Raw genomic sequence first — 23,508 nt, 5'->3', positions numbered from 1 at the left:
TTGTTAAATAGCCTGCAAACAGGAGTGCAAAGATATATAAAATAATTGAAAATCAATTATTTTTCACCTAAAACTTTCTCCACGTGTTCAAATGTCAACAGCACATCGGGCTCGCCTTTACGAATTGCGACCATCTGTTCGAAGTGCGCCGACAGTTTACCATCAACAGTACTTACTGTCCATCCATCATCCCAAAACTTCACGCCTGCTTTTCCTGCGTTAATCATCGGTTCTATACAAATAACTAATCCAGACTCTAGTTTAGCTCCTGAGCCACGTTTACCGTAATTAGGAACTTCAGGCTTTTCATGTAAATGATAACCCACACCATGTCCGACCAATTCTCGTACAATACCAAAACCATATTTAGAAACATGTTCTTGAATGGCAGAACCAATATCGCCTACGCGCTTTCCAGCAACAGCTTGTTCTATGCCTTTATACATAGATTCTTTTGTTACATCAAGTAACAACTGTGCTTCTTCAGTGACATTACCTACACCAAAGGTATATGCAGAATCACTAATAAAACCGTTCAGGTTAACCCCACCATCTACAGAAACTAAGTCTCCATCTTTGATTATATAATCACTAGGAAATCCGTGAACAATCTGGTCATTGACAGAAATACAAAGTGAGTATGGAAATCCATGATAATTAAGAAACGCTGGCGTTCCACCATTATCATGGATAAACTCGTAAGCTAACTTATCAAGAGATAAAGTGGTAATGCCAGGTTTAATAACCTTAGCAACTTCACCAAGCAAGTGGGAAAGTACATTTGCTGACAAACGCACTTGCTCTATATCTTCCTCTGATTTATAATATACTTTAGACATCTAAAGAATTTAAATTGCCGACTGATCTACACCCTCAACCGACGCAGGGGTTTCTACCCTTAATACGTCCAGTTTTCATTAATCCATCATAATGACGCATCAATAAGTGGCTTTCAATTTGTTGCAAAGTATCCAACACAACACCTACCAAAATCAATAAAGACGTACCTCCATAGAAGTGCGCAAATTGATTATTAATACCGAATAAACTTGCAATAGCAGGTAATATAGCAATAATCGCTAGGAAAATTGCACCAGGGAATGTGATGTTTGAAATCACACGATCAATAAAGTTACTTGTTTCTAGACCTGGTTTAATACCTGGAACAAATCCACCATTCTTCTTCATATCATCAGACATCTGCTGAGGATTCACCATAATAGCTGTATAAAAGAATGTAAATGCAATAATTAATACTGCAAAAGTTACATTATACGCAACAGAAGTATAGTTACTCAAAGACGTCAAGAAATCTGACTGAAGATTAGGAAAAAATTGTCCTAAACTCATTGGCACAAACATAATAGCCTGTGCAAAAATGATCGGCATTACACCCGCAGCATTTACCTTTAATGGAATATACTGTCTAACACCACCAACTTGTTTATTTCCAACTATTTTCTTCGCATATTGAACAGGGATTTTACGTACACCTTGTACGATTAAAATCGTAAATACAACAACAAAGAATAAAGCTAAAAATTCCAGTAACAATGGAATTGGTCCACCACCACCTTTACTCATACGTGACACCCACTCCGCGGTAATACCACTTGGCAATTGTGCGATAATACCAGTCATAATGATTAAGGAAATACCATTACCAATACCTTTATCAGTAATTTTTTCACCTAGCCACATTACAAACAAAGTACCCGCTGTCAAAACTATTGCAGTAAGAATTGTGAACATAGGGTCCGCTAAAGTTTTTGCAGCAGGCTCAATCTGAGTCCTAACATATGCAAAAGCTTGAAGCAAAGTGATCGCTAACGTAAGATAGCGAGTAATTTGATTCATTTTAGTACGACCACTTTCACCCTCTTTCTGCATTTTTTGGAAATAAGGAACCGCGATGCCCAATAACTGAACAACAATGGATGCCGAAATATAAGGCATTACCCCTAATGCAAAGATAGCTGAACGAGAGAACGAGCCCCCGGCAAACATATCTAGCAAACCAAGTAATCCTTCTTTTTGACCAGAGGCCAAAGCTTGAGGATTAACTCCTGGCAATACGATATGACACCCAATACGGTAAATTAGAAGAAATAGTAGCGTATTCAAGATACGTGTACGTAAATCGTCAATTTTCCAAATATTGGTTAAGGTTGTGATTAGTTTCTTCATTTATTAAAGTTTAACAATAGAACCGCCTGCTGCTTCAATAGCTTGTTGAGCAGAAGCCGAGAACGCATGCGCTGTTACTTCAACTTTAGCTTTCAACTCTCCACGACCTAAGATTTTTACTTTGTCTTTTTTAGCTACTAAACCATGAGCAACTAATTCTTCTAAGTTTACAACAGTTAAATTATGTTTCTCAACCAATTCTTGTAGAGCATCTAAGTTTACACCATTATACTCAACGCGATTTAAGTTTTTGAAACCAAATTTAGGAACACGACGTTGCAAAGGCATTTGACCACCTTCAAAACCGATTTTCGTACTGTTACCAGAACGAGAGCCAGCTCCTTTGTGACCACGCGTAGATGTACCACCGCGACCAGAAACCTGTACCACGACCAATACGTTTACGATTTTTTACCGAACCTTTTGCAGGTCTTAAATTACTTAAGTTCATTTTAAAACTAAATTGTGTTAGGCCTTCGCTTTCACTAAACAGGTCCTAACGATTAAAAAATTGATTAATAACAAGTAATGGAAAAGACTCTAGAGTCTTTTCCATATGCTACTATTAAATAGTCTCGATAGCTACTAAGTGATTCACTTTTCTTACCATGCCAATAATAGCTGGTGTAGCTTCAACTTCTACTGATTGATTGATTTTTTTCAAACCTAATGCCTCAATAGTTTTCTTTTGGCGCTCGCTTCTGTCGATAACGCTCTTTATCTGGGTGATTTTTATTTTTGCCATGATAATTAACCGTTAAATACTTTGTTTAAATCGACACCGCGGTGTTGTGCTACTGTGTATGCATCACGCATATTAGCCAAAGCGTCAATAGTTGCCTTCACCACGTTGTGTGGGTTAGATGAACCTAATGACTTCGCTAATACGTCTTTGATACCAGCAGACTCTAATACTGCACGCATCGCACCACCTGCTAATACTCCTGTACCTGCGATAGCTGGTTTTATCAAAACTGAACCTCCTGAATATTTACCATATTGAGAGTGAGGAACAGTACCTTTGATAATTGGAACTTTAACTAAGTTTTTCTTAGCGTCGTCAATTCCTTTTGTAATAGCTTCAGTAACCTCTTTCGCTTTACCTAAACCGAAACCAACGATACCGTTTTCATCCCCTACAACAACGATTGCAGAGAAACTGAAAGTACGACCACCTTTAGTAACTTTAGCTACACGTTGGATACTTACTAAGCGATCTTTTAACTCAATCTCGCTTGATTTTACTCTTTTTATATTGCTTAATGCCATTTCTTCTATGATTAAAAGTCTAAACCGCCTTCGCGAGCACCTTCAGCCAAAGATTTGATACGGCCATGGTATAAGTACCCATTACGGTCAAAAACTACTTTACTAATTCCAGCTGCAACTGCTTTTTCTGCAACTAATTTACCTACTGCTTTTGATTGCTCAACTTTGTTGCCTGTAGCAGCAAATTCTTTTGAAGAACTAGAAGCTGACACTAATGTCTTTCCTGCAACATCATCAATTATCTGAGCGTAGATACCTTTATTACTTCTAAAAACTGACAAGCGTGGACGCTCTGTTGATCCAGCCAGGTGTTTTCTGATTCCTTTTTTGATTCTCTCTCTACGAGATGCTTTATGTCCTGCCATGGTTATTATTTTTTAGCTGATTTACCTGCTTTTCTTCTTAATACTTCACCTACAAACTTGATACCTTTACCTTTGTATGGCTCTGGTTTACGGAAACCACGGATTTTCGCTGCGATTTGACCGATTAATTGTTTGTCGATAGATTCCAAAGTGATAGTAGGGTTTTTACCTTTATCAGCAGTTGTTGTTGCTGTAATTTCCTTTGGCAACATAAACACAATCTGGTGAGAGAAACCTAAAGTTAACTCTAATACATTACCAGTGCAAGTTGCACGGTAACCTACACCTACTAATTCTTGAGTAGTTTTGTAACCTTCAGTTACACCGACAACCATATTACTCAATAAAGAGCGGTATAATCCGTGTAGTGCTTTGTGTCTTTTTTGATCTGTGGCACGAGTTACTACGATGTTACCATCTTCTTGAGCAACTGTAATGTCACGATCAACTTGTTGTGTTAATTCACCTTTAGGGCCCTTTACTGTAACTAAATTCTTGTCAGATACAGTCATCGTTACACCTGCAGGCATAGCGATAGGCGCTTTTCCAATTCTTGACATTTCTTTGTGATTTTCCTAGATTAATAAACGTAACATAAAACTTCACCGCCAACATTTTGTAAGCGAGCCTCTTTGTCTGTCATAACTCCTTTAGAAGTTGACAGGACAGCAATACCCAAACCATTCAAAACACGAGGCATAGTCTCAACACTTGCATACTTTCTTAAACCAGGTTTACTCACACGTGTCAACGTACGAATAGCCGAGATTTTGCTAATTGGATTATATTTCAAAGCAATTTTGATTGTGCCTTGAATTCCATCATCCTCAAATTTGTAATTAGCAATATAACCTTTATCAAAAAGAACTTTAGTAATTTCTTTCTTAAGGTTCGATGCAGGAATTTCAACAACCCTGTGGTTGGCCTTAATGGCATTCCTTACTCGTGTAAGGTAATCCGCTATTGGATCTGTATTCATTGTATATAAAATTGTGACAACGGTTTCTTTTCCAACCTTTGGAACAGACCTTTTGCCGATTAATAAATTTTAACGTAAAAAACCCAAGCAAATCTTATAAAAGATTTGCTGGGGCAAAATTACTTTTTTTTTCGATATTACCAAGAAGCTTTTTTAACCCCCGGGATTTTACCATCTAATGCCATCTCACGGAATGTAACACGAGAGATACCGAATTGACGCATATATCCTTTAGGACGTCCTGTTAGTCTACAACGGTTGTGTAAACGAACTGGAGAAGCATTCTTAGGTAATTTATCTAATGCAGCATAATCACCAGCAGCTTTTAACGCAGCACGTTTGTCAGCAAATTTAGCTACTAATTTAGCGCGTTTTACTTCGCGAGCTTTTAATCCTTCCTTAGCCATTGTTATTAGTATTTTGATTTTTAAATGGTAAACCGAATTGTTTCAACAATTCTAAAGCCTCAACATCGTTTCCTGCGCTAGTCACGAAAGTGATGTCCATACCTTGAATTTTGTTGATTTTATCAATGTTTATCTCAGGGAAAATGATTTGCTCAGTAATACCTAAGTTGTAGTTACCTCTTCCATCGAATCCTTTATCGTTGATACCACGGAAGTCACGAATACGTGGAAGTGATACAGCGATTAAACGATCTAAGAACTCATACATGTTATTATCACGTAAAGTAACACGTACACCAACAGGCATACCTTTACGCAATTTAAAGTTTGAGATATCTTTTTTCGATTTAGTTGAAACAGCTTGTTGTCCAGTAATTAATGTCATCTCTGAAAGAGCGTTATCAATTAATTTCTTATCTGAAGTGGCAGCACCTACACCTTGTGAAACAACGATTTTCTCAAGTTTAGGAACCTGCATAACACTTTTATACTGGAATTTATCTTTAAGTGCTGTACGGATTTCCTCCGCATATTTCACTTTTAATCTTGGTATGTAAGTCATTATTTAATTTCCTCCCCTGATTTTTTTGCTACACGAACAAGTTTACCATCTTCATTAACTTTACGACCTACGCGAGTAGGAGCTCCTGTTTTAGGATCGATTAAAGCTAAGTTTGAGATATGAATAGCTGCTTCTTTTTCAATAATACCACCATTAGGAGTAGCCGCACTTGGTTTAGTGTGTTTCTTAATGAAGTTAGCGCCTTCTACAATGGCTCTATCTGCATCCACTAAAACTTGCAATACTTTTCCTTGAACACCTTTAGAGTTACCAGCGATAACTTTCACTAAATCACCTTTTTTAATCTTGATTTTGTGTGTAGTTTTTGTTATTTTCTTGTATGCCATAATTATAAAACCTCCGGTGCTAGTGATACAATTTTCATGAACTGTTTTTCACGTAACTCTCTAGCAACTGGGCCAAAGATACGTGTACCACGTGGTTCATCATTATTATTTAATAATACTGCAGCATTGTCATCAAAACGAATATAAGAACCATCTTTACGACGGATTTCTTTTTTAGTTCTAACAACTACAGCTTTAGAAACAGTACCTTTTTTTACGTTTCCTGAAGGTAAAGCGCTTTTGATGGTAACAACAATTTTATCACCTATCGAAGCATAACGCTTACCTGTGCCACCTAACACACGGATTACTAAAACTTCTTTAGCTCCGCTATTATCAGCAACATTTAGTCTTGATTCCTGTTGTACCATGTTATTTAGCTCTTTCTAATATTTCTACTAATCTCCAATTCTTAGTCTTACTCAGCGGACGAGTTTCCATAATTAATACCGTATCGCCGATACCACAGGTATTAGTTTCGTCATGAGCTTTAAATTTAGTAGTTTTTTTCACGAACTTACCATAGATTGGGTGTTTAACTTTACGTTCAACCGTTACTACGATAGATTTGTCCATTTTATTGCTAACTACTAAGCCGATTCTTGTTTTTCTTAATTGTCTTTCCATTTCGACTTTAATTTATGCCTCAGAGGCTGTTTCTTTTTTAGCTGCAGCTTTACGAGTAGTCAACGCCGTACTAAGACGAGCGATTTGTCTACGAGCCGTTTTGATTACATTAGGGTTCTCAATTGCAGAAACAGCATGTGCAAATTTCAATTTGCTAAGGGCAGCTTTCTCTTCTACTAAACGAGCAGCTAAATCCTCTGTTGATAATTCTAAAATTTCTGAATTTTTCATTTTATTTCAGTTGTTATATTGGGTTATCATTAGTTTATATATAGCCTTAGGAGTAACGGTCCTAAGGCTTAAATAATGATATTACCAACGATTTATGCTTCTACGTAATCTCTACGTATAACAAACTTAGTTTGAACCGGAAGTTTTTGAGCTGCAAGACGTAAAGCTTCTTTAGCAATTTCTAAAGGCACTCCTTCTGCTTCAAATAACATACGGCCTGGGCGTACTACGGCAACCCAGTATTCTGGAGCTCCCTTACCTTTACCCATACGAACCTCTGCAGGTTTCTTAGTTACGGGTTTATCAGGGAAGATACGGATCCAAACTTGACCTTCACGTTTCATGTAACGTGTCACTGCAATACGAGCTGCCTCGATTTGACGGCTTGTGATCCATGCTTCCTCCAATGATTTGATACCGAATGAACCGAAAGCTAACTCTGCTCCACGAGAAGCGTTACCTTTCATACGTCCTTTCTGCATCTTTCTGAACTTTGTTCTTTTTGGCTGTAACATGTTCGTTATCTATTTTAATCTGCTTAAGCAGATATGTTGTTATCTATTAAACTTTTAATCTCTTTTTGCACCACGGTTGTTTCCACCACGATTGTTGTTTCCACCGCGACGATCACCACCACGACCACCTTTACGGTTGTCACGACGATCAGCACCGCCTTCGTTTCCACCACGTGTTTTCACACCAGAAGCTTGACCAAGGTTTGGAGATAAGTCACGTTTACCGTAAACCTCACCTTTACAGATCCAAACTTTGATACCGATTTTACCGTAAGTAGTTAATGCTTCAGCTAATGCATAATCGATATCAGCACGCAATGTGTGTAAAGGAGTTCTTCCTTCTTTGTATTGCTCAGAGCGCGCCATTTCAGCACCACCTAAACGACCAGAACACATTACTTTAATACCTTCAGCACCCATACGCATCGTAGATGCAATCGTAGTTTTCATTGCACGACGGAATGAAATACGAGCCTCTAATTGCTTAGCGATACCTTCAGCCACTAATTTAGCGTCTAACTCAGGGCGTTTAATCTCGAAAATGTTAATTTGAACATCTTTTTTAGTGATTTTCTTTAACTCTTCCTTGATTTTATCAACCTCTTGACCACCTTTACCGATAACGATACCAGGTCTGGCTGTATGGATAGTTACTGTGATACGTTTTAAAGTTCTTTCAATAACAACTTTTGCTACACCACCTTTTGCTATACGAACAGAAAGATATTTTCTAATCTTTTCGTCTTCTACTAATTTATCGGCATAGTTTTTTCCTCCGAACCAATTAGAATCCCAACCTTTGATGATTCCTAATCTGCTACCTATTGGATTTGCTTTTTGTCCCATTTCTCAATAAATTAGTTTTGTTCAACGTTAGATTTACTGTCAACGATCAAAGTAACATGGTTTGAACGCTTACGAATTCTGTAACCGCGACCTTGAGGAGCTGGACGTAATCTTTTCAATTGACGACCACCTGCTACTGATACTTCTTTAACGTATAATTGACTATCTTCAACAGATTTACCTTCGTTTCTAGCCTCCCAGTTTTTAATTGCAGATAATAATAATTTCTCTACACGGATTGCTACTTCTTTGCTTGTATGCTTTAAAATATATAAAGCATTTTCTACTTTCTCGCCACGAATTAAGTCCACTACTAAACGCATCTTACGAGGTGAAGTAGGGCAATTTAATAATTTGGCAGTAGAAGCTCCTCCTATTTGAGCTTTCTCTTGCTCTTTGCGCTGTTTTATTAAAACAGACTTTTTAAGTTTTTTTGTTGCTTCCATTACCTATTATTTTTTCTTTTCTGCGTGGCCTCTGAATGTACGTGTAGGAGCGAATTCGCCTAATTTGTGACCTACCATATTTTCCGTTACATAAACAGGAATAAATTTATTCCCATTGTGCACTGCAAAGGTATGACCAACAAAATCAGGAGAAATCATTGATCTACGAGACCAAGTTTTGATAACTGACTTTTTGTTAGTTTCATTCATAGAAAGAACTTTTCCTTCTAAGTTGTGATCGATATAAGGACCTTTTTTAATTGAACGAGCCATTATTTTTTCCTTCTCTCAATGATGTAACGATTCGATGTTTTCTTCTTGTCGCGTGTTTTGAAGCCTTTAGCTAAAACACCTGTGCGTGAACGAGGTTGACCTCCTGAGGTACGACCCTCACCACCACCCATAGGGTGATCGACTGGGTTCATAGCTACACCACGAACTCTTGGACGACGTCCTAACCAACGGTTACGACCAGCCTTACCTAACACTTCGATTTTTCTATCGTGGTTAGATACTGAACCGATTGTAGCAACGCAAGTCAATAAGATCATACGTGTCTCACTTGAAGGTAATTTGATAATAGCATATTTACCGTCACGAGCAGACAATTGGGCATAAGTACCAGCCGAACGAGCGATTGAACCACCTTGACCAGGGTTCAATTCGATGTTGTGGATGATAGATCCCAATGGAATGTTTGCTAATGGTATTGTATTACCTACTTCAGGGGCAACTTTTTCTCCTGCAACTACTGTCATTCCAACTTTTAAACCAGCTGGAGCAATGATGTAACGTTTCTCACCATCAACATAATGCAATAATGCAATACGTGCTGTACGGTTTGGATCGTACTCAATTGTAGCTACTGTTGCAGGGATATCTTTTTTATCGCGTTTGAAATCTATTAATCGGTAAACTTTCTTGTGTCCCCCACCGATGTAACGCATAGTCATTTTACCGGATTTATTACGACCGCCCGATCTTTTGTTGCTTCCAACTACTAATGTTTTTTCAGGAACATTAGTTGTTACGTCAGAATAGTCAGCGCCTACTCTGAAACGAGTACCAGGGGTTACCGGTTTGAATCTTTTAACTGCCATCTCTAATTATATAGTACTGTAAAAGTCAATAGTTTCGCCGTCCTTAATAGTAATGACAGCTTTTTTATACTTAGGAGCTCTACCAGATACGAAACCCGCTTTTGTGTAACGGCTTTTAGCTTTACCTGCTACTACTGCAGTGTTAACTGCAACAACAGTAACGCCAAACATAGCCTCAATTGCTGTTTTGATCTGAATTTTGTTAGCTCTGTGATCTACTTTGAAAGCATAACGGTTTAATTTTTCCGTTAAAAATGAAGCTTTCTCAGTTAAGATAGGTTTTTTAATAATGTCCATATTACTTAGCTAATGCCTCCTCCAAAGTTTTAAGCGAACCTGTAGTAAATAATAACTTACCTGCATTTAATACATCATATGTATTCAATTGATCTACAGTTGTTACTTTTGCTTTTTTCAAGTTTCTGCTTGATAAATAAACGATATTATCTTGCGCTGATAAAACCAATAAAGTTTTCTCATCTGCTACATTTAAAGCATTTACGAAAGCAACATAGTTTTTAGTTTGGATTGAGTCAAATTTAACTTCATCCAATACTACCACGTTGTTATCAATTGCTTTGTAGCTTAACGCTGATTTACGTGCTACTTGTTTCAATTTTTTATTCAATTTGAAACTGTAATCACGAGGTTGAGGACCGAATACACGGCCACCACCATTAAACAATGGAGATTTGATAGAACCCGCACGAGCACCACCAGTACCTTTTTGTTTGTGTAATTTACGAGTCGAACCCGCAATTTCATTTCGTTGTTTAGATTTGTGAGTTCCTTGGCGTTGATTCGCTAAGTACTGCTTCACGTCCAAATAGATCGCATGATCGTTAGGCTCTAACCCAAATACCGACTCAGGAAGTTGCACCTTGGCACCTGTTTCTTTACCTGATAAATTTAAAACTTTAACTTCCATTTCCTATTTGTCTACAACTACATAAGAACCTTTAGCTCCTGGGATGGAACCACTAACAACGATTAGGTTTTGATCAGCGTAAACTTTCAAAACTTGTAAGTTTTGAACTTTAACTTTATCACCACCCATACGGCCCGCCATACGCATACCTTTAAATACACGCGAAGGCCAAGAAGCCGCACCAATTGAACCTGGCGCACGTAATCTGTTGTGCTGACCGTGAGTCGCACCACCTACACCACCAAATCCATGACGTTTCATTACACCTTGGAAACCCTTACCTTTTGAAGTACCGACTACGTCAACGTACTCGCCCTCCTCAAAAAGTGTAACGTCAACGACGTCACCAAGTTGTTTAGCATCTGGGAAAGTTTTAAACTCTACCAGCTTACGCTTAGGCGTTGTGTTTGCTTTTGCAAAGTGCCCCTTTAAAGAATTCGTTGTGTTCTTTTCCTTAGCTTCACCGAAGCCAAGTTGAACAGCAGCGTAGCCATCTTTCTCTTCCGTACGTATCTGCGTAACCACGCACGGACCAGCTTGAATAACAGTACACGGAATGTTTTTTCCCTCTGCATCAAACAGGCTTGTCATTCCTACTTTTTTTCCAATAATACCTGACATGTTGTAAATTAATTAATTAAAAGTCCATCGAAGCAGTAGGGCTTCGCTCAAGACGTATTTCTCCCAATAAGGGATTGCAAAAGTACAAATAATTTTCTAACTACCAAATTATTAGCACATTATTTTTTATTTTTTTAAGCCTTTTCTAAAACAAAAAAGAACTTTAAACGCCAAAAAAACGAAAGCCGATAAAAAAAAACACCAATGAACTTCAAAGAATATACACAAGAATTAATATGCGACATAATAATCTTTCGGAAATTGTTCTGCTCCCCATGCTTTCTGCGATGTCCATTTCTCAGCAGCGCATGTCCAAAATTCATCATCATCAGGTAGGCCTAAAGGCAAAAAAGATAACGAAGCCACATACATAGAGCCAGCATTAGTATAATAATCTGCTAAATTTTCTTGACGATCCCCCAAGACCCCCATTCGAAGCCATCCTGATGGTGAAAATGTTTTATCAATAAAAATATGCTTAAGCACAGCGGTAAGAGCTGCTCTTACTTGACCTTTAGAAATATCCTCTGGCAATCTGTTTTCCAATGCAACAGCGGCCAAAGGTTGAAAAGCCGCATTTTTATAAGTTGACGATCTGCCCACGACCAAGTAATGTCCCTCCGGAGAAATCATTCGTTCCAAATGATGAGCATAACGTTGCATACGTTTATAAGCCCTATCAAACATCTCTTTATATTTCTCACCTGCACATCTATTATGCCGAAGTGCTTCAACCTGCATATTGTGTATAACGTAACCATTATAATGATCAAAGCTAAAACGAGCTCCATCACTATACCATCCATCTCCAACATACCATTCTTGATCAAACTTATTGACAGCGTAATCGATCTTCTCTCGCACGCAATCTTCGTTTATACTATACAAGAATGTCTCTATCATTGCCGCAAATAGAAGCCAATTACTTTCGTTGGGTTTAATTTTGCGCAATAACTTAAATTCTTCTACAACTCTTTTCTTAGTCAATTCATCCAAAGGTTTCCCATAGTGCTTTTGGCGCACGAAGAAAAGCCAAAGCAAGATGTGCCGCATCTACCAAGGTTTGAGACGAAGCCCCTCTCCAAGTGAAATAATCTGGTGATATCGGATCGACTCCATATTTAATTCCTAATAAAGCCTGCTTTCGTAATCGCTCACGAAGCTTACCCTCATCAGAGTCATCATCAGAAAGGGCAAGCCAAGGTGCCATTCCTGCCAACAGCCTCCCAAAAGCTTCCAGATATCCCACACCCGAATCTCTATTATCAAATGTTGGACTAACTTCCATTGGCATGTTCTTTCTCCACTGTTGTATACTGATATTACTCAAGATTGGCGAGGCTATCTTCGTTAATATTGCAACCCAATAGGAACGATCATTCTCGGTAACCGATTCCTTCATCTCATGTTGAGATTCAGCCTTCGCATCTATTGGCAACGATGTAGCCAAAGTACCTATACCTGCCCCGCCCAATAACTTCAATAATAATCTTCTTTTCATAAATTTGATATTACAACTTGTCAATTTAGTATTATCTCTAATTCACATTTAAAAAACAACATTGCTTAAAAAAAAGCAAGTCTAAAAAATTAAAATGCCGTGTCAATAGATTATACTGGTAGTTGATAATTATTACAAACAAACGGATATATTCCTTCATACTTTTATAAAAGCTGTATAATTTCTTAGCACAACTTGATTATCTCTTATACCGAATCAGACTGATATCCGTCCTCTTCCCAATTGAGAAACTAATCAAGCACATAAATTACTTGGTAATCTCAAAAATAACAGATTGTCCCTCTAATAGCCTTTTATATCTAATTAATGCCTCAACATAATAATAATCAGCATATGTCAAAGGCACATCAACTTCCGAATTCAATGGCAAAGCCCCAACACTATGATTTAACAAATAGCCTCCATTTTCACCAGCTACAGATTTATAGGGTGTTTTTGATAAATTGGTAAGCATAGTCTCTGCTTTAGTCAGATAGAGTATCGACTCTTGCCCCTTCGTATATTGGGAAAGCTCTAGCAATGCCGAAGCATATAAAGTCGCCGCAGAGACATCACGCAAATCTTTTTTCGAATACATCTTATTTGAAGGGTCAATTTTATCCTTATCAAAATCCCAATATGGTATAAGGTCCTCTGGTAATGCTGGGTGATTTAAAATATATTTGGCTATGTGTCTTGCTTGATTTAAAAATTCCTTCTTCTTAGTTTCACGATACATCATTGTATAACCGTACAGGGCCCAACCTTGCCCTCTAGACCATGCCGATTCATCAAATGCACCTTGATGAGTCTTTTTACCAATAACTCCACCTGTAGCTTCATTGTAATCAATAACATGATAAGAACTATAATCCTTTCTAAAATGATTCTTCAATGTTGTTTGTGCATGTGTTACAGCTAAATCATAATATTTCTGATTCCCAGTCATCTTCGATACCTTTGTCAAAAATTCCAAATTCATCATATTATCAATAATAACAGGATAATTCCAAGGCTTATGATCCCATGATCGAATTGTTTTTGTCGTCTCATTAAATCGTGAAGCTAATGATTCCGCCCCTGTTACTAAGACGTGCTTATATTTTACCGTATCTCCCGTTAACCGTAATCCATTACCGAAACTACAAAATAACATAAACCCCAAATCATGCGTACCTTTATTATTTTTCTCTTTCTCCAAAAAAGGTAACTTATCTTCCACTTTTTGAAGTAATTCACGATCATGAGTTCCCTCATATAAATACCACAAAGTACCGGGATAAAAACCAGAACACCACCAGCTAGATGAAGAAAAAACCTGTTTATTATTTTCAAAAGTTTTAGGAAATTTTTCATTTGGTGTCTCTGCTGCGAGCACTTTAATTTGCTGCGCTGCATCATCCAAATTTTTTTGGATAAAGTCCTTCGTTAATTTCAGATTCTTAACTTGCCCATTCACTGTTGCTATTCCCAATATTGAACATAACACAAAAAGGATTTGGTTTTTCATTTTCATAATAAATATACTAATCTTAATTCGCTCTTATTTTATACATTATTTAATTTTTCACTTTTCACTAGCATTTGTACAATAAAGCTTATCCCATACTTTAATCAATCGAGAATCCTTAATTTTCTTAAAATTTACAAACAGGCTCTTTGTATTTCCAGAAACAGGGAAAACATGTCCTTCTAAAGGATCAATTTGATTATATCCGTCCAAAAAAAACAGAAACATCACTACTGTTAGATTCAATCTTTTTAAAAACTGTTACATAATCACCGCGGTTAACAATTGCTAATTATAAAATCGTAATTCAGCACAACTATCCTTAATTATGATTCCAAATACGTCATTGTTCCAAATAAATCATTACACGTAAAAAATACCGTGATAAATCGTATCCGCAATATCATAAATATGAAATACAGTTTTATCCCAACCGTTTGCATATTGACCATAAAAGAACAGTAGGTAAAAATAAATGAATATAATTTTCATGATAGATTCTATTGGTCTCTAAAAATGTAGTTTTTTTACTAGAGACACAAGGGAAACTTACGAAATCGTTTGAGAAGAAATAGACAAATGAAAAAGGTTGACTCTTAATAAGCCAACCTTTCATTTATAAATTAAATTTGTATTTTGCTATATTAACACCTTTATATAGCATCAGACTTAGACTAGTATTGACCTGTACTTAAAAGCACTAAAGTACAAGAATTGTCGGTCAGAATCCCCAATTTTTCCGCAAGCCCAACTAATTCGGGATTTTCAGTTCCAGGATTAAAAATAATCCGTTTAGGATTGGTTGCCAATATATAATCATAAAAACTCTTCTGATTGTTCGCGCTAACATATAACGTAATCGTATCTATATCTTGGTGTATATCACCTATTTTTTCGATTTCCACTCCAGCAACCTCTCCCTTTTTTAAACCTATATTGACAATATCATGTCCATACTTCCTCAATTTAAGAGCAGCTTTATACGAATATCGGTCTGGGTTAGTACTAGCTCCTATAATTAGTGTCTTTTTCATATTTACATCTCCTATTAAACATCATCAGCTGCATTACCGGCATCATTGTATGCGCCCTTTCTCAATATTGGCATACCTAATATTTTGTAAAGTTCATCCAATTTCACCAAGCTACCATTGGCCATATTAGAAAGCAAGACAATCGTAATATTATTTTTTATATCCCTAACATAAAGATTACGAAATCCATGCCACCATCCAGTATGATATATCATAACATCGTCACGATGATGAAAAGTACGCCAACCTAATCCATATCCAAAGATTCCATTCTTAGACTTAGCACGATCCACATAAGCAGAGTCTAAAGTCTCCTTCTTCAGTAATCGTCCCTCGCTTAAAGCCAAATCAAGTTTGTAAAGATCCCTTACCGTACTATAAATACCTTTATCCCCCATGGGACCATCTTGGAAATTCTGCACAACAGATCGTCTCCACACTTTATCATGACCAACAACATCCGTAGGAATTTTTTCATATATTGCTTTTGATAGCGCTACCGTATTAGTCATACCAGCCGGCATAAAGACATTTTCTTTCATCCATTCTGCATAGCTCTGCTTTGTTACCTTTTCAATAATAGCCGCCAAAACCATAAAGTTTGAGTTATTATAAAAAAATTTACCATCAGGTTTACCATAGCGATTCGGTTTGAACTCTGTCAGCATTCGCATAACATCTTGATTGCTCATCCCTTTCTTTTTTTCTTTCCAATGCTCATCAGAAAAGTAAACATAATTGGGTAATCCAGAACGATGTGATAACAATTGTTTTATCGTAATATCGGTATATGGAAAATCTGGATAAAAATCATTAATTGTTTGATCTAAGCTTAATTTACCTTCCTCAACCAATTTTAATATACCTATACCAGTCATCGGTTTCGAAACAGAAGCGAGCTCAAATTTTGAATCAATCTTCAAGCTATCTTTTAAAAGGTAATTAGCCCAACCAAATGAATTTTGATATAAAATTTTTCCATTTTTAGCTATTAAAACATTACCGTTAAAACCAGATTTCTTATGCAAATTTTGCATAAATGCGTCTATTTTTGGATCCGCATCAGCAGGGTTATAAATAAGCTTTAGACTATCTGTTTTAGCCTGTTCAACAAATGCTTGTTGCTTTTTTTCTTCTTTGGAGCTGCACGATATAGTTGTTGCTATAAGAGTTGCAACAAGACCTTGTATTATATATAATTTCACTATTTTATTGGATTCTATTTCTATTCTTATGTCTTAATGCTAAAATGAACATTTTAGTATTAAAAAAAGAAAAAAACAAAAAAAAAGGGCCACTTTATTTAAAGTGACCCTTTTAATACTTATATGAATGAGATTATGCCAGTAATCTTACTGGATTTTCCAATAAAGCTTTAAGTGTTTGTAAAAACTGAGCTCCGTTAGCACCATCCACTACACGGTGATCGCAACCTAAAGTCAATTTCATAACATTTCCTGGAACAACTGCACCATTCTTAACAACAGGCACCTGTTGGATTGCGCCTACAGATAAAATTGCACCATCAGGAGAGTTAATGATTGATGTAAACTCATCAATACCAAACATACCTAAATTTGAAACCGTAAAAGTAGATCCTTCCCAGTCAGCTGGAGTCAATTTCTTTGTTTTAGCTTTTTGTGCAAAATCTTTAACTTCTGCTGAAATATGAGATAAAGATTTACCATCAGCAAAACGAACAACAGGAACTAATAAACCATCTTCAACAGCCATCGCGACACCTATATTCGTATGCTCATTAAAACGAATCTTATCCCCTTTCCAAGAAGAGTTTACTGCAGGGTGTTTTTTCAAAGCAACCGCTACCGCCTTAACTACAATATCATTGAATGAAACTTTAACTGGCGCTACTTCATTGATTTGCGTACGCGCAAGCATCGCATTTTCCATATCAATACTTACAGTTAAGTAGAAATGTGGAGCTGTGAATAAGCTTTCACCTAAACGACGAGCAATCGTTTTACGCATTTGAGAGACAGCAACTTCAGTATATCTTTCTTCTCCTACGTAAGAAGGCAAAGAAATCGCTTTTGTTTCAGTAGCAACTGCAGTAGATGCTGCACTAACTGGAGCTGATTTGGCCGCAGGCGCGTAAGATTCAACATCTTTTTTCACGATACGTCCGCCATCAGCAGAACCTTTAACATCGTTCAAATTAATCCCTTTATCTTTAGCGATTTTACGCGCTAAAGGAGAAGCTTTTACTCTTGAATCGTCAATTACATCAGAGGTTTTATTTTCCACTGAACCACCTGACTCAACTTTAGCTTCCTCTTTTACCTCTGTAGCTGCTGGTTGCGTAACTGTCGTTTTTTGATTTAACAATGGTGTTACATCAGTACCTGCCGGACCTACAATCGCAATGATATCATTTACTTTTGCAGCTTCCCCCGCTTCAAGACCAACATATAACAATGTGCCATCAGCATAAGCCGTCACCTCCATTGTTGCTTTGTCTGTCTCTACATCAGCGATTGAATCATCAGACTTTATGGTATCACCAACTTTAAAATTCCATTGTGCTATAACACCTTCAGTCATCGTGTCGCTTAGCAAAGGCATCGTAATCACTGTTACACCCAATGATTCAGGAGTAACATCTGATTGTGGAGCTACTGCAGTATCAGAAGAAGTCGAAACCTCTTCTTTTTTCTCTACTTCAGCAACCACTTGAGGCGCATCACTTAATAATGATTGAAAATCTTCACCCGGTTCACCAAGAATAGCTATAATAGCATCAATTGCCACTGCTTCACCTTCTTTTGGACCAATATATAAAAGAGTACCTTCTTGGTATGATTCAAAATCCATTGTTGCTTTATCCGTTTCGATTTCTGCAACTAAATCACCAGAATTAACTTTATCACCAACTTGTTTGTGCCATTTAGCGATGACCCCTTCAGTCATGGTATCGCTCATTTTCGGCATTCTAACTACTTCAGCCATTGTATTTTATTTATCTAGTTAAAGTAACTTATATTAATCTAATATAAATGGATAATCTTCTTGAACGTACACATCTTTGTACAATTCATCTACTGTTGGAAAAGGAGACTCCTCAGCAAATTTAACAGACTCATCTACGATGCTTTTCACTTCTGCGTCCACCTCAGCAAACCATGCTTCATCAGCATAATTATTTTCAACAATTGCATGCTTAGTCGCTAATAATGGGTCACGACCTTTATATTCTTCTAATTCTTCTTTCGTACGGTATTTAGCAGGATCGGACATCGAGTGACCTTTATAACGGTAAGTACGAATTTCTAAGAAAGTAGGACCTTCTCCAGCACGTGCGCGTTGAACAGCTTCATCCATTGCATTGTGAACAGCAACTACGTCCATACCATCTACAGGAGCACAAGGCATATCAAAGCCTAAACCCATTTTATAAATATCTTGCATATTGGTTGTACGTTGTACAGAAGTACCCATTGCGTAACCATTGTTTTCACAAACAAAAATTACAGGTAATTTCCACAGCATCGCCATATTCAAAGATTCATTAAAAGCACCCTGACGAACAGCACCATCACCCATGTAACATACGTTAACATTATTAGTACCCAAATATTTTTCAGCAAAAGCGATACCAGCACCTAATGGAATTTGACCACCAACTATTCCGTGGCCACCCATCATCTTATGTTCTTTAGAGAAAAAGTGCATAGATCCACCTTTACCTTTTGAACAACCAGTTGCTTTTCCAAACATCTCAGCCATACATGCATTTGCAGACACACCTTTTGCTAAAGCATGTGCGTGATCACGATAGGCAGTAATTAAAGAATCTTCAGGTTTGATAACAGACATCGTTCCCGCTACCACTGCCTCTTGTCCAATGTACAAGTGACAGAAACCACGGATTTTTTGTTGTCCATAAAGTTGACCTGTTTTTTCTTCAAACTTACGCATAAGTAGCATAGATCTATACCACTCTAAATATGTCTCTTTTGTTATAGGTGTTGAACTCATTTCAAAGTTTTGAATTTCTTACTAATCTTGACTACAAATCTAATCAATTTGGGTGATATTTTGGTCAGAAAAACAAATTTTATTCTAGTTTTAGACAGTTCTAAGACATTTGAATTAAACGACATAAGAACAATGGCAAATAAATGACTGGCTTATTTTAGTAAATTAAATTAAGAACAAACTAAAAAGCCAAAAGACATGATATTCTTTTGGCTTTTGATATATTGTAACAAAGATGATTTTATTTCAAGTGATTGACCAAAGTCTCTTCATCCATTTTTATTTGATCTCCTGAAAACATATCTTTCAATGAAAGTTTCCCTGTAGACACTTCTTCTTCCCCGACCAATAAAACAAAAGGAATGCCTTTACTATCGGCATAGCTCATCTGTTTTTTTAATTTCGCAGCAGTTGGGTAAAGTTCGACGGCAATATTTGCTTGACGTAAACGATTCAATAGTGGCAAAGTATAAGATTCAATTTCTTTATCGAAATTCACGATAAGTAGCTTACTAAAATCCCCCTTATCTTCAGGGAACAAATTCAACTCTTCCAAAACATCATATATTCTATCGGCACCAAATGAAACACCAGCTCCTGTTAAGCCCTTTAAGCCAAACATACCCGTTAAGTCATCATATCGTCCCCCGCCGCCAATACTGCCCATGGCTACTTCATTAGTTTTCACCTCAAAAATACAACCAGTATAGTAGTTTAATCCACGAGCTAGCGTAATATCAACCTCAACAAAACCAGTTAAAACTGCTTCAGAAGGATCCAACTTTTTGATATAGTCAAAAGTCTCTTCAATTTCAGCAATTCCCTCCTGACCAACTTCGGAATTTAAAAGCACGTCCTTCAAAGCAGACAACTTCTCCTCATTCGAACCCTCTAACAAAATTATAGGTCGTAAAATGTCTAAATCAGTTGTTGTAAAACCTCTTTCCAACAACTCTTTATTCACACCTTCTAGACCTATTTTATCCAATTTATCGATAGCAACGGTCATATCAACAATTAGTTCTGGTTTACCAATAATCTCAGCTATTCCAGACAGGATTTTACGGTTGTTGATTTTAATTGTAAAGTCCTTTAATCCCAGATTAATCAATGCTTCATGATAAATCAGGATAAATTCCGCCTCATTCAATAAGCTATCAGAGCCAACCACGTCCACATCACATTGATAGAATTCACGGTAACGTCCTCGCTGTGGTCTATCTGCACGCCAAACAGGTTGAATTTGAAAGCGTTTAAAAGGCAAGGAAATATCATTCTGATGCATGACTACATACCTTGCAAAGGGTACAGTCAGATCATATCGAAGAGCCTTTTCAGAAATATGGGTTATTAACTTAGTCGAAGATTTCGCTTCCAGCAGATTTTCAGGAGCTTTACTCAAATAATCACCCGAATTCAATATTTTAAAAATCAGCTTATCCCCTTCGTCACCATACTTCCCAGTAAGTGTCTGTAAATTTTCAAAAGAAGGAGTTTGAATTTCACTATAACCATATTTTTTAAAAACGCATTTTAAAGTATTAAAAATATAATTACGTTTAAGCATCTCAGCAGGTGAAAAATCACGGGTGCCTTTAGCTAAAGAAGGTTTTACTATTGCCATTCGGCAAAGTTAAGATTTAAGAAGGATTTATTGGAACTTCGACAAAAAAAGCTTAAACAAGCTCTAAAATTTTTAAATATTCACATGCCTTTTCTGCAGCAGTTTTTTCGGCACTCTTTTTATTAAAGTCTTGCCCCAATCCACATACTTCACCTTGAACAACGGCTTCCACAGAAAACATCTTACTCGATTCTCCTGGCGGGTTTTCGACTTGATTAAAAACAACCTCTTTACCATTATGTTGGCACCACTCAATTAAGCGACTTTTGAAATTAGTTTCCGTTTGTTCTAATAGCAGAATATCCACATGTGGTTTTATGATGCGATTTAACAAGAAATTTTTAGTGAAAACGTAACCTTTATCCAAATAAACAGCACCTATCAGTGCCTCAAATGCATCTCCTAGCAGAGACCCTTGTTTGTTAGGGAAACTAATCATTCTGGCATCAAATTGTATCAGTTCATTCAATCCCAATTTACGAGAAAGCTGATTGAGGTGTGCTCGACTCACAATTTTAGATCTCATTTCAGTTAAGAAACCCTCGTCTTTATAAGGATATTTTTTAAATAGTAATTCTGCTACCACAGACCCCAAAATAGCATCGCCGAGAAACTCCAGTCGCTCGTTACTATTTTTCGCTCCCTCTTTAATCAAGACAGCCACAGACTTATGCCTAAAGGCCATTTGATAAAGACGTACGTTTCCAGGGACAAAACCGAGTAGGTTCTTCAACTTTCTGACATAAACTTTGTCAGAAGAAAAATATAATTTATAAATCCTTGAGAAAGGCATCTTTATCTTAAAAAGGGACAACAGGTCAAAATCAACCTGTTGTATCCCAATTATTTTTAATAACTTTTAATAAGTAACTCTTACGCTTTGTACTTTTTCACCACAATCGTAGCGTTATGTCCACCAAAGCCAAAAGTATTACTCATCGCAGCATTTACAATACGCTTTTCAGCTTTATTAAATGTGAAATTCAACTTATTGTCCAATTGTGGATCATCTGTAAAATGATTAATAGTAGGCGGTACTATATCATTTTGAACAGCTAAAATAGAAGCAATAGTCTCAATAGCACCGGCAGCACCTAAAAGGTGTCCAGTCATCGATTTCGTCGAACTAATGTTCAATTTATAAGCATGTTCACCAAACAAATCCACGATTGCTTTCGTTTCGCTAATATCACCTACCGGTGTCGAGGTTCCATGAACATTGATGTAGTCAATATCTGTGAAATTTAATTCCGCATCATTAACTGCCATTGTCATAGCAAGTTTCGCTCCCAATCCTTCAGGATGTGAAGCTGTGATATGATGAGCATCTGCGCTCATACCACCCCCACCGATTTCAGCATAAATTTTAGCACCACGCGCTAAGGCATGTTCTAAACTTTCTAATATTATAGCTCCAGAACCCTCTCCAGAAACAAAACCATCACGATCTTTATCAAAAGGTCGTGAAGCTGTTTTAGGATCATCATTTCTTGTTGACAGTGCATGCATGGCATTAAATCCACCAATTCCGGCTTCATTAATTGTCGCCTCTGAGCCACCTGTAACGATTATATCAGCTTTTCCCATACGGATATAGTTGAAAGCATCAATCATTGCATTAGTTGCAGAAGCACATGCTGAAACAGCAGAAAAGTTAGGTCCACGAAGACCGTGACGCATTGAAATATGTCCCGGCGCAATATCGACAAGCATTTTAGGAATGAAGAAAGGATTGAAACGTGGTGTTCCATCTCCTTTTGCGAAATTCACTACTTCATCTGTAAAAGTAGTTAATCCCCCAATTCCTGATCCCCAAATTACCCCGATACGATTTGTATCTAAATTTTCAAAAATTAAACCAGCATCCTTAATTGCTTCATCAGATGATGCAATAGCATACTGTACAAAAGGATCTACTTTGCGAGCTTCCTTGCGATCCATAAATTCATGCGGATCAAACCCCTTCACTTCACAAGCGAATTGGGTTTTAAATTTTGACGCATCAAAATGCGTAATGGGAGCAGCACCGCTTACACCATTTAGTAAACTATTCCAATATTCTGAAACAGTATTACCAATTGGTGTAAGTGCGCCTAATCCTGTTACTACTACTCTTTTAAGCTCCATTTATACGATTTGGCCCAATTAATTAGTTAGTTAACGTTTTTTTCCAAATAAGTGATTGCTTGTCCCACTGTACCAATAGTCTCAGCTTGGTCATCAGGTATAGCAACGTTGAATTCTTTCTCAAATTCCATGATTAACTCTACAGTATCAAGTGAATCTGCACCTAAATCATTAGTGAAAGAAGCTTCTGGTGTTACCTCGTTTTCGTCTACACCTAATTTTTCAACGATAATTGCCTTTACTCTTGAAGCGATATCTGACATGATTTTATAGTTTAATTGTTTAA

The 23,508-nt window shown here is 37.0% G+C and carries 32 protein-coding genes and 1 pseudogene; all 33 read right to left on the bottom strand.

Annotated elements, in window-relative coordinates:
• Positions 1–56: 56 nt before the first annotated feature.
• The 33 genes and pseudogenes from map to ACFX5U_RS00725 all read right to left on the bottom strand — a co-directional run bounded on the left by map (position 57) and on the right by ACFX5U_RS00725 (position 23,485).
• The gene (gene map, locus ACFX5U_RS00885; protein WP_038695513.1) at positions 57–839 is read right to left on the bottom strand and encodes a type I methionyl aminopeptidase; all 783 of its coding nucleotides are present in this window, start codon (positions 837–839) and stop codon (positions 57–59) included.
• A gap of 34 nt (positions 840–873) precedes the next feature.
• Complete coding sequence (gene secY, locus ACFX5U_RS00880) at positions 874–2,187, bottom strand: preprotein translocase subunit SecY (protein WP_400262265.1); 1,314 nt, start codon at positions 2,185–2,187, stop codon at positions 874–876.
• Between the two features lie 3 nt (positions 2,188–2,190).
• Positions 2,191–2,638, bottom strand: a pseudogene (gene rplO / locus ACFX5U_RS00875) (50S ribosomal protein L15).
• A gap of 114 nt (positions 2,639–2,752) precedes the next feature.
• On the bottom strand, positions 2,753–2,932 hold the full coding sequence (gene rpmD, locus ACFX5U_RS00870) for a 50S ribosomal protein L30 (RefSeq protein ID WP_038695506.1): 180 nt from the start codon (positions 2,930–2,932) through the stop codon (positions 2,753–2,755).
• Positions 2,933–2,937: 5 nt separating this feature from the next.
• The gene (gene rpsE / locus ACFX5U_RS00865) at positions 2,938–3,456 is read right to left on the bottom strand and encodes a 30S ribosomal protein S5 (RefSeq protein ID WP_038695504.1); all 519 of its coding nucleotides are present in this window, start codon (positions 3,454–3,456) and stop codon (positions 2,938–2,940) included.
• Between the two features lie 11 nt (positions 3,457–3,467).
• The gene (gene rplR, locus ACFX5U_RS00860; RefSeq protein ID WP_400263560.1) at positions 3,468–3,830 is read right to left on the bottom strand and encodes a 50S ribosomal protein L18; all 363 of its coding nucleotides are present in this window, start codon (positions 3,828–3,830) and stop codon (positions 3,468–3,470) included.
• Positions 3,827–4,381, bottom strand: a complete 555-nt coding sequence (gene rplF, locus ACFX5U_RS00855; protein ID WP_038695500.1) for a 50S ribosomal protein L6 — start codon at positions 4,379–4,381, stop codon at positions 3,827–3,829. The genes rplR and rplF overlap by 4 nt, the downstream gene beginning before the upstream one ends.
• Before the next feature lie 20 nt (positions 4,382–4,401).
• Positions 4,402–4,800 carry a 30S ribosomal protein S8 gene (gene rpsH / locus ACFX5U_RS00850; protein ID WP_038695498.1) on the bottom strand — a complete coding sequence of 133 codons (399 nt, stop codon included), beginning with the start codon at positions 4,798–4,800 and terminating at the stop codon, positions 4,402–4,404.
• A 137-nt stretch (positions 4,801–4,937) separates the two neighbouring features.
• The gene (gene rpsN, locus ACFX5U_RS00845; RefSeq protein WP_038695496.1) at positions 4,938–5,207 is read right to left on the bottom strand and encodes a 30S ribosomal protein S14; all 270 of its coding nucleotides are present in this window, start codon (positions 5,205–5,207) and stop codon (positions 4,938–4,940) included.
• Positions 5,200–5,769 carry a 50S ribosomal protein L5 gene (gene rplE / locus ACFX5U_RS00840; RefSeq protein WP_038695494.1) on the bottom strand — a complete coding sequence of 190 codons (570 nt, stop codon included), beginning with the start codon at positions 5,767–5,769 and terminating at the stop codon, positions 5,200–5,202. Before rplE ends, rpsN begins: the two co-directional genes overlap by 8 nt.
• On the bottom strand, positions 5,769–6,116 hold the full coding sequence (gene rplX / locus ACFX5U_RS00835) for a 50S ribosomal protein L24 (protein ID WP_038695492.1): 348 nt from the start codon (positions 6,114–6,116) through the stop codon (positions 5,769–5,771). Before rplX ends, rplE begins: the two co-directional genes overlap by 1 nt.
• Positions 6,117–6,118: 2 nt before the next feature.
• Positions 6,119–6,487: a 50S ribosomal protein L14 gene (gene rplN / locus ACFX5U_RS00830; protein WP_021189647.1), complete on the bottom strand. Its 369-nt coding sequence runs from the start codon at positions 6,485–6,487 to the stop codon at positions 6,119–6,121.
• Position 6,488: 1 nt separating this feature from the next.
• Positions 6,489–6,743: a 30S ribosomal protein S17 gene (rpsQ, locus tag ACFX5U_RS00825; RefSeq protein WP_038695490.1), complete on the bottom strand. Its 255-nt coding sequence runs from the start codon at positions 6,741–6,743 to the stop codon at positions 6,489–6,491.
• Between the two features lie 12 nt (positions 6,744–6,755).
• Positions 6,756–6,974, bottom strand: coding sequence for a 50S ribosomal protein L29 (gene rpmC / locus ACFX5U_RS00820; protein WP_038695488.1), 219 nt, complete (start codon positions 6,972–6,974; stop codon positions 6,756–6,758).
• 92 nt (positions 6,975–7,066) lie between these two features.
• On the bottom strand, positions 7,067–7,489 hold the full coding sequence (gene rplP / locus ACFX5U_RS00815; protein ID WP_038695486.1) for a 50S ribosomal protein L16: 423 nt from the start codon (positions 7,487–7,489) through the stop codon (positions 7,067–7,069).
• A 54-nt stretch (positions 7,490–7,543) separates the two neighbouring features.
• Positions 7,544–8,335: a 30S ribosomal protein S3 gene (gene rpsC / locus ACFX5U_RS00810; RefSeq protein ID WP_038695484.1), complete on the bottom strand. Its 792-nt coding sequence runs from the start codon at positions 8,333–8,335 to the stop codon at positions 7,544–7,546.
• A gap of 11 nt (positions 8,336–8,346) precedes the next feature.
• Positions 8,347–8,781 (bottom strand): 50S ribosomal protein L22, encoded by a 435-nt coding sequence (gene rplV, locus ACFX5U_RS00805; RefSeq protein WP_280571156.1) that lies wholly within the window; start codon positions 8,779–8,781, stop codon positions 8,347–8,349.
• Positions 8,782–8,787: 6 nt separating this feature from the next.
• Positions 8,788–9,054, bottom strand: coding sequence for a 30S ribosomal protein S19 (rpsS, locus tag ACFX5U_RS00800; RefSeq protein ID WP_021189653.1), 267 nt, complete (start codon positions 9,052–9,054; stop codon positions 8,788–8,790).
• Positions 9,054–9,881: a 50S ribosomal protein L2 gene (gene rplB / locus ACFX5U_RS00795; RefSeq protein ID WP_038695478.1), complete on the bottom strand. Its 828-nt coding sequence runs from the start codon at positions 9,879–9,881 to the stop codon at positions 9,054–9,056. The genes rpsS and rplB overlap by 1 nt, the downstream gene beginning before the upstream one ends.
• Positions 9,882–9,887: 6 nt before the next feature.
• Positions 9,888–10,178: a 50S ribosomal protein L23 gene (rplW, locus tag ACFX5U_RS00790; RefSeq protein ID WP_038695476.1), complete on the bottom strand. Its 291-nt coding sequence runs from the start codon at positions 10,176–10,178 to the stop codon at positions 9,888–9,890.
• A 1-nt stretch (position 10,179) separates the two neighbouring features.
• The gene (gene rplD / locus ACFX5U_RS00785; protein ID WP_038695474.1) at positions 10,180–10,809 is read right to left on the bottom strand and encodes a 50S ribosomal protein L4; all 630 of its coding nucleotides are present in this window, start codon (positions 10,807–10,809) and stop codon (positions 10,180–10,182) included.
• 3 nt (positions 10,810–10,812) lie between these two features.
• Positions 10,813–11,430, bottom strand: coding sequence for a 50S ribosomal protein L3 (gene rplC, locus ACFX5U_RS00780; protein ID WP_038695472.1), 618 nt, complete (start codon positions 11,428–11,430; stop codon positions 10,813–10,815).
• Between the two features lie 231 nt (positions 11,431–11,661).
• A complete protein-coding gene (locus ACFX5U_RS00775; RefSeq protein ID WP_400262264.1) occupies positions 11,662–12,453 on the bottom strand; it encodes a DUF2264 domain-containing protein in 792 nt (263 codons plus the stop codon).
• Positions 12,419–12,931 (bottom strand): DUF2264 domain-containing protein, encoded by a 513-nt coding sequence (locus ACFX5U_RS00770; protein WP_400262263.1) that lies wholly within the window; start codon positions 12,929–12,931, stop codon positions 12,419–12,421. The genes ACFX5U_RS00775 and ACFX5U_RS00770 overlap by 35 nt, the downstream gene beginning before the upstream one ends.
• A gap of 268 nt (positions 12,932–13,199) precedes the next feature.
• On the bottom strand, positions 13,200–14,447 hold the full coding sequence (locus ACFX5U_RS00765) for a glycoside hydrolase family 88 protein (RefSeq protein ID WP_400262262.1): 1,248 nt from the start codon (positions 14,445–14,447) through the stop codon (positions 13,200–13,202).
• 668 nt (positions 14,448–15,115) lie between these two features.
• The gene (locus ACFX5U_RS00760) at positions 15,116–15,475 is read right to left on the bottom strand and encodes a CoA-binding protein (RefSeq protein ID WP_038695466.1); all 360 of its coding nucleotides are present in this window, start codon (positions 15,473–15,475) and stop codon (positions 15,116–15,118) included.
• Positions 15,476–15,489: 14 nt separating this feature from the next.
• Positions 15,490–16,680 carry a serine hydrolase gene (locus tag ACFX5U_RS00755; protein ID WP_038695463.1) on the bottom strand — a complete coding sequence of 397 codons (1,191 nt, stop codon included), beginning with the start codon at positions 16,678–16,680 and terminating at the stop codon, positions 15,490–15,492.
• A gap of 133 nt (positions 16,681–16,813) precedes the next feature.
• Entirely contained in the window at positions 16,814–18,442 is a 1,629-nt protein-coding gene (locus ACFX5U_RS00750; RefSeq protein ID WP_400262261.1) for a 2-oxo acid dehydrogenase subunit E2, read from the bottom strand.
• A gap of 33 nt (positions 18,443–18,475) precedes the next feature.
• Positions 18,476–19,471, bottom strand: a complete 996-nt coding sequence (pdhA, locus tag ACFX5U_RS00745) for a pyruvate dehydrogenase (acetyl-transferring) E1 component subunit alpha (protein WP_038695459.1) — start codon at positions 19,469–19,471, stop codon at positions 18,476–18,478.
• A 241-nt stretch (positions 19,472–19,712) separates the two neighbouring features.
• Positions 19,713–21,095, bottom strand: coding sequence for a histidine--tRNA ligase (hisS, locus tag ACFX5U_RS00740; RefSeq protein ID WP_280571173.1), 1,383 nt, complete (start codon positions 21,093–21,095; stop codon positions 19,713–19,715).
• Between the two features lie 52 nt (positions 21,096–21,147).
• A complete protein-coding gene (gene rnc, locus ACFX5U_RS00735; protein ID WP_051959735.1) occupies positions 21,148–21,888 on the bottom strand; it encodes a ribonuclease III in 741 nt (246 codons plus the stop codon).
• 80 nt (positions 21,889–21,968) lie between these two features.
• A complete protein-coding gene (gene fabF / locus ACFX5U_RS00730; RefSeq protein WP_038695455.1) occupies positions 21,969–23,222 on the bottom strand; it encodes a beta-ketoacyl-ACP synthase II in 1,254 nt (417 codons plus the stop codon).
• 26 nt (positions 23,223–23,248) lie between these two features.
• Positions 23,249–23,485: an acyl carrier protein gene (locus ACFX5U_RS00725; protein ID WP_021192392.1), complete on the bottom strand. Its 237-nt coding sequence runs from the start codon at positions 23,483–23,485 to the stop codon at positions 23,249–23,251.
• Positions 23,486–23,508: the final 23 nt, after the last annotated feature.

This window comes from Sphingobacterium sp. SG20118, from assembly GCF_044740685.1.
Lineage (GTDB): Bacteria > Bacteroidota > Bacteroidia > Sphingobacteriales > Sphingobacteriaceae > Sphingobacterium.
The sequence above is the reverse complement of the archived record's forward strand: the minus strand, read 5'-3'. Positions and strand labels throughout refer to the sequence as shown.

Coding starts and splice junctions, on each gene's coding strand:
- rpmD (WP_038695506.1), bottom strand. CDS start 2,932: ATGGCAAAAATAAAAATCACCCAGATAAAGAGCGTTATCGACAGAAGC.
- rplX (WP_038695492.1), bottom strand. CDS start 6,116: ATGGCATACAAGAAAATAACAAAAACTACACACAAAATCAAGATTAAA.
- ACFX5U_RS00760 (WP_038695466.1), bottom strand. CDS start 15,475: ATGAAAAAGACACTAATTATAGGAGCTAGTACTAACCCAGACCGATAT.
- rplV (WP_280571156.1), bottom strand. CDS start 8,781: ATGGAAGCAACAAAAAAACTTAAAAAGTCTGTTTTAATAAAACAGCGC.
- fabF (WP_038695455.1), bottom strand. CDS start 23,222: ATGGAGCTTAAAAGAGTAGTAGTAACAGGATTAGGCGCACTTACACCA.
- rplC (WP_038695472.1), bottom strand. CDS start 11,430: ATGTCAGGTATTATTGGAAAAAAAGTAGGAATGACAAGCCTGTTTGAT.
- rpsC (WP_038695484.1), bottom strand. CDS start 8,335: ATGGGACAAAAAGCAAATCCAATAGGTAGCAGATTAGGAATCATCAAA.
- rpsE (WP_038695504.1), bottom strand. CDS start 3,456: ATGGCATTAAGCAATATAAAAAGAGTAAAATCAAGCGAGATTGAGTTA.
- rplP (WP_038695486.1), bottom strand. CDS start 7,489: ATGTTACAGCCAAAAAGAACAAAGTTCAGAAAGATGCAGAAAGGACGT.
- rpsN (WP_038695496.1), bottom strand. CDS start 5,207: ATGGCTAAGGAAGGATTAAAAGCTCGCGAAGTAAAACGCGCTAAATTA.
- rpsH (WP_038695498.1), bottom strand. CDS start 4,800: ATGAATACAGATCCAATAGCGGATTACCTTACACGAGTAAGGAATGCC.
- map (WP_038695513.1), bottom strand. CDS start 839: ATGTCTAAAGTATATTATAAATCAGAGGAAGATATAGAGCAAGTGCGT.
- secY (WP_400262265.1), bottom strand. CDS start 2,187: ATGAAGAAACTAATCACAACCTTAACCAATATTTGGAAAATTGACGAT.
- rpmC (WP_038695488.1), bottom strand. CDS start 6,974: ATGAAAAATTCAGAAATTTTAGAATTATCAACAGAGGATTTAGCTGCT.
- rplB (WP_038695478.1), bottom strand. CDS start 9,881: ATGGCAGTTAAAAGATTCAAACCGGTAACCCCTGGTACTCGTTTCAGA.
- rnc (WP_051959735.1), bottom strand. CDS start 21,888: ATGCCTTTCTCAAGGATTTATAAATTATATTTTTCTTCTGACAAAGTT.
- rplD (WP_038695474.1), bottom strand. CDS start 10,809: ATGGAAGTTAAAGTTTTAAATTTATCAGGTAAAGAAACAGGTGCCAAG.
- ACFX5U_RS00750 (WP_400262261.1), bottom strand. CDS start 18,442: ATGGCTGAAGTAGTTAGAATGCCGAAAATGAGCGATACCATGACTGAA.
- rplN (WP_021189647.1), bottom strand. CDS start 6,487: ATGGTACAACAGGAATCAAGACTAAATGTTGCTGATAATAGCGGAGCT.
- ACFX5U_RS00770 (WP_400262263.1), bottom strand. CDS start 12,931: ATGAAAAGAAGATTATTATTGAAGTTATTGGGCGGGGCAGGTATAGGT.
- rplW (WP_038695476.1), bottom strand. CDS start 10,178: ATGGACATTATTAAAAAACCTATCTTAACTGAGAAAGCTTCATTTTTA.
- rplE (WP_038695494.1), bottom strand. CDS start 5,769: ATGACTTACATACCAAGATTAAAAGTGAAATATGCGGAGGAAATCCGT.
- hisS (WP_280571173.1), bottom strand. CDS start 21,095: ATGGCAATAGTAAAACCTTCTTTAGCTAAAGGCACCCGTGATTTTTCA.
- rplF (WP_038695500.1), bottom strand. CDS start 4,381: ATGTCAAGAATTGGAAAAGCGCCTATCGCTATGCCTGCAGGTGTAACG.
- pdhA (WP_038695459.1), bottom strand. CDS start 19,471: ATGAGTTCAACACCTATAACAAAAGAGACATATTTAGAGTGGTATAGA.
- ACFX5U_RS00765 (WP_400262262.1), bottom strand. CDS start 14,447: ATGAAAATGAAAAACCAAATCCTTTTTGTGTTATGTTCAATATTGGGA.
- rpsS (WP_021189653.1), bottom strand. CDS start 9,054: ATGGCTCGTTCAATTAAAAAAGGTCCTTATATCGATCACAACTTAGAA.
- rpsQ (WP_038695490.1), bottom strand. CDS start 6,743: ATGGAAAGACAATTAAGAAAAACAAGAATCGGCTTAGTAGTTAGCAAT.
- ACFX5U_RS00725 (WP_021192392.1), bottom strand. CDS start 23,485: ATGTCAGATATCGCTTCAAGAGTAAAGGCAATTATCGTTGAAAAATTA.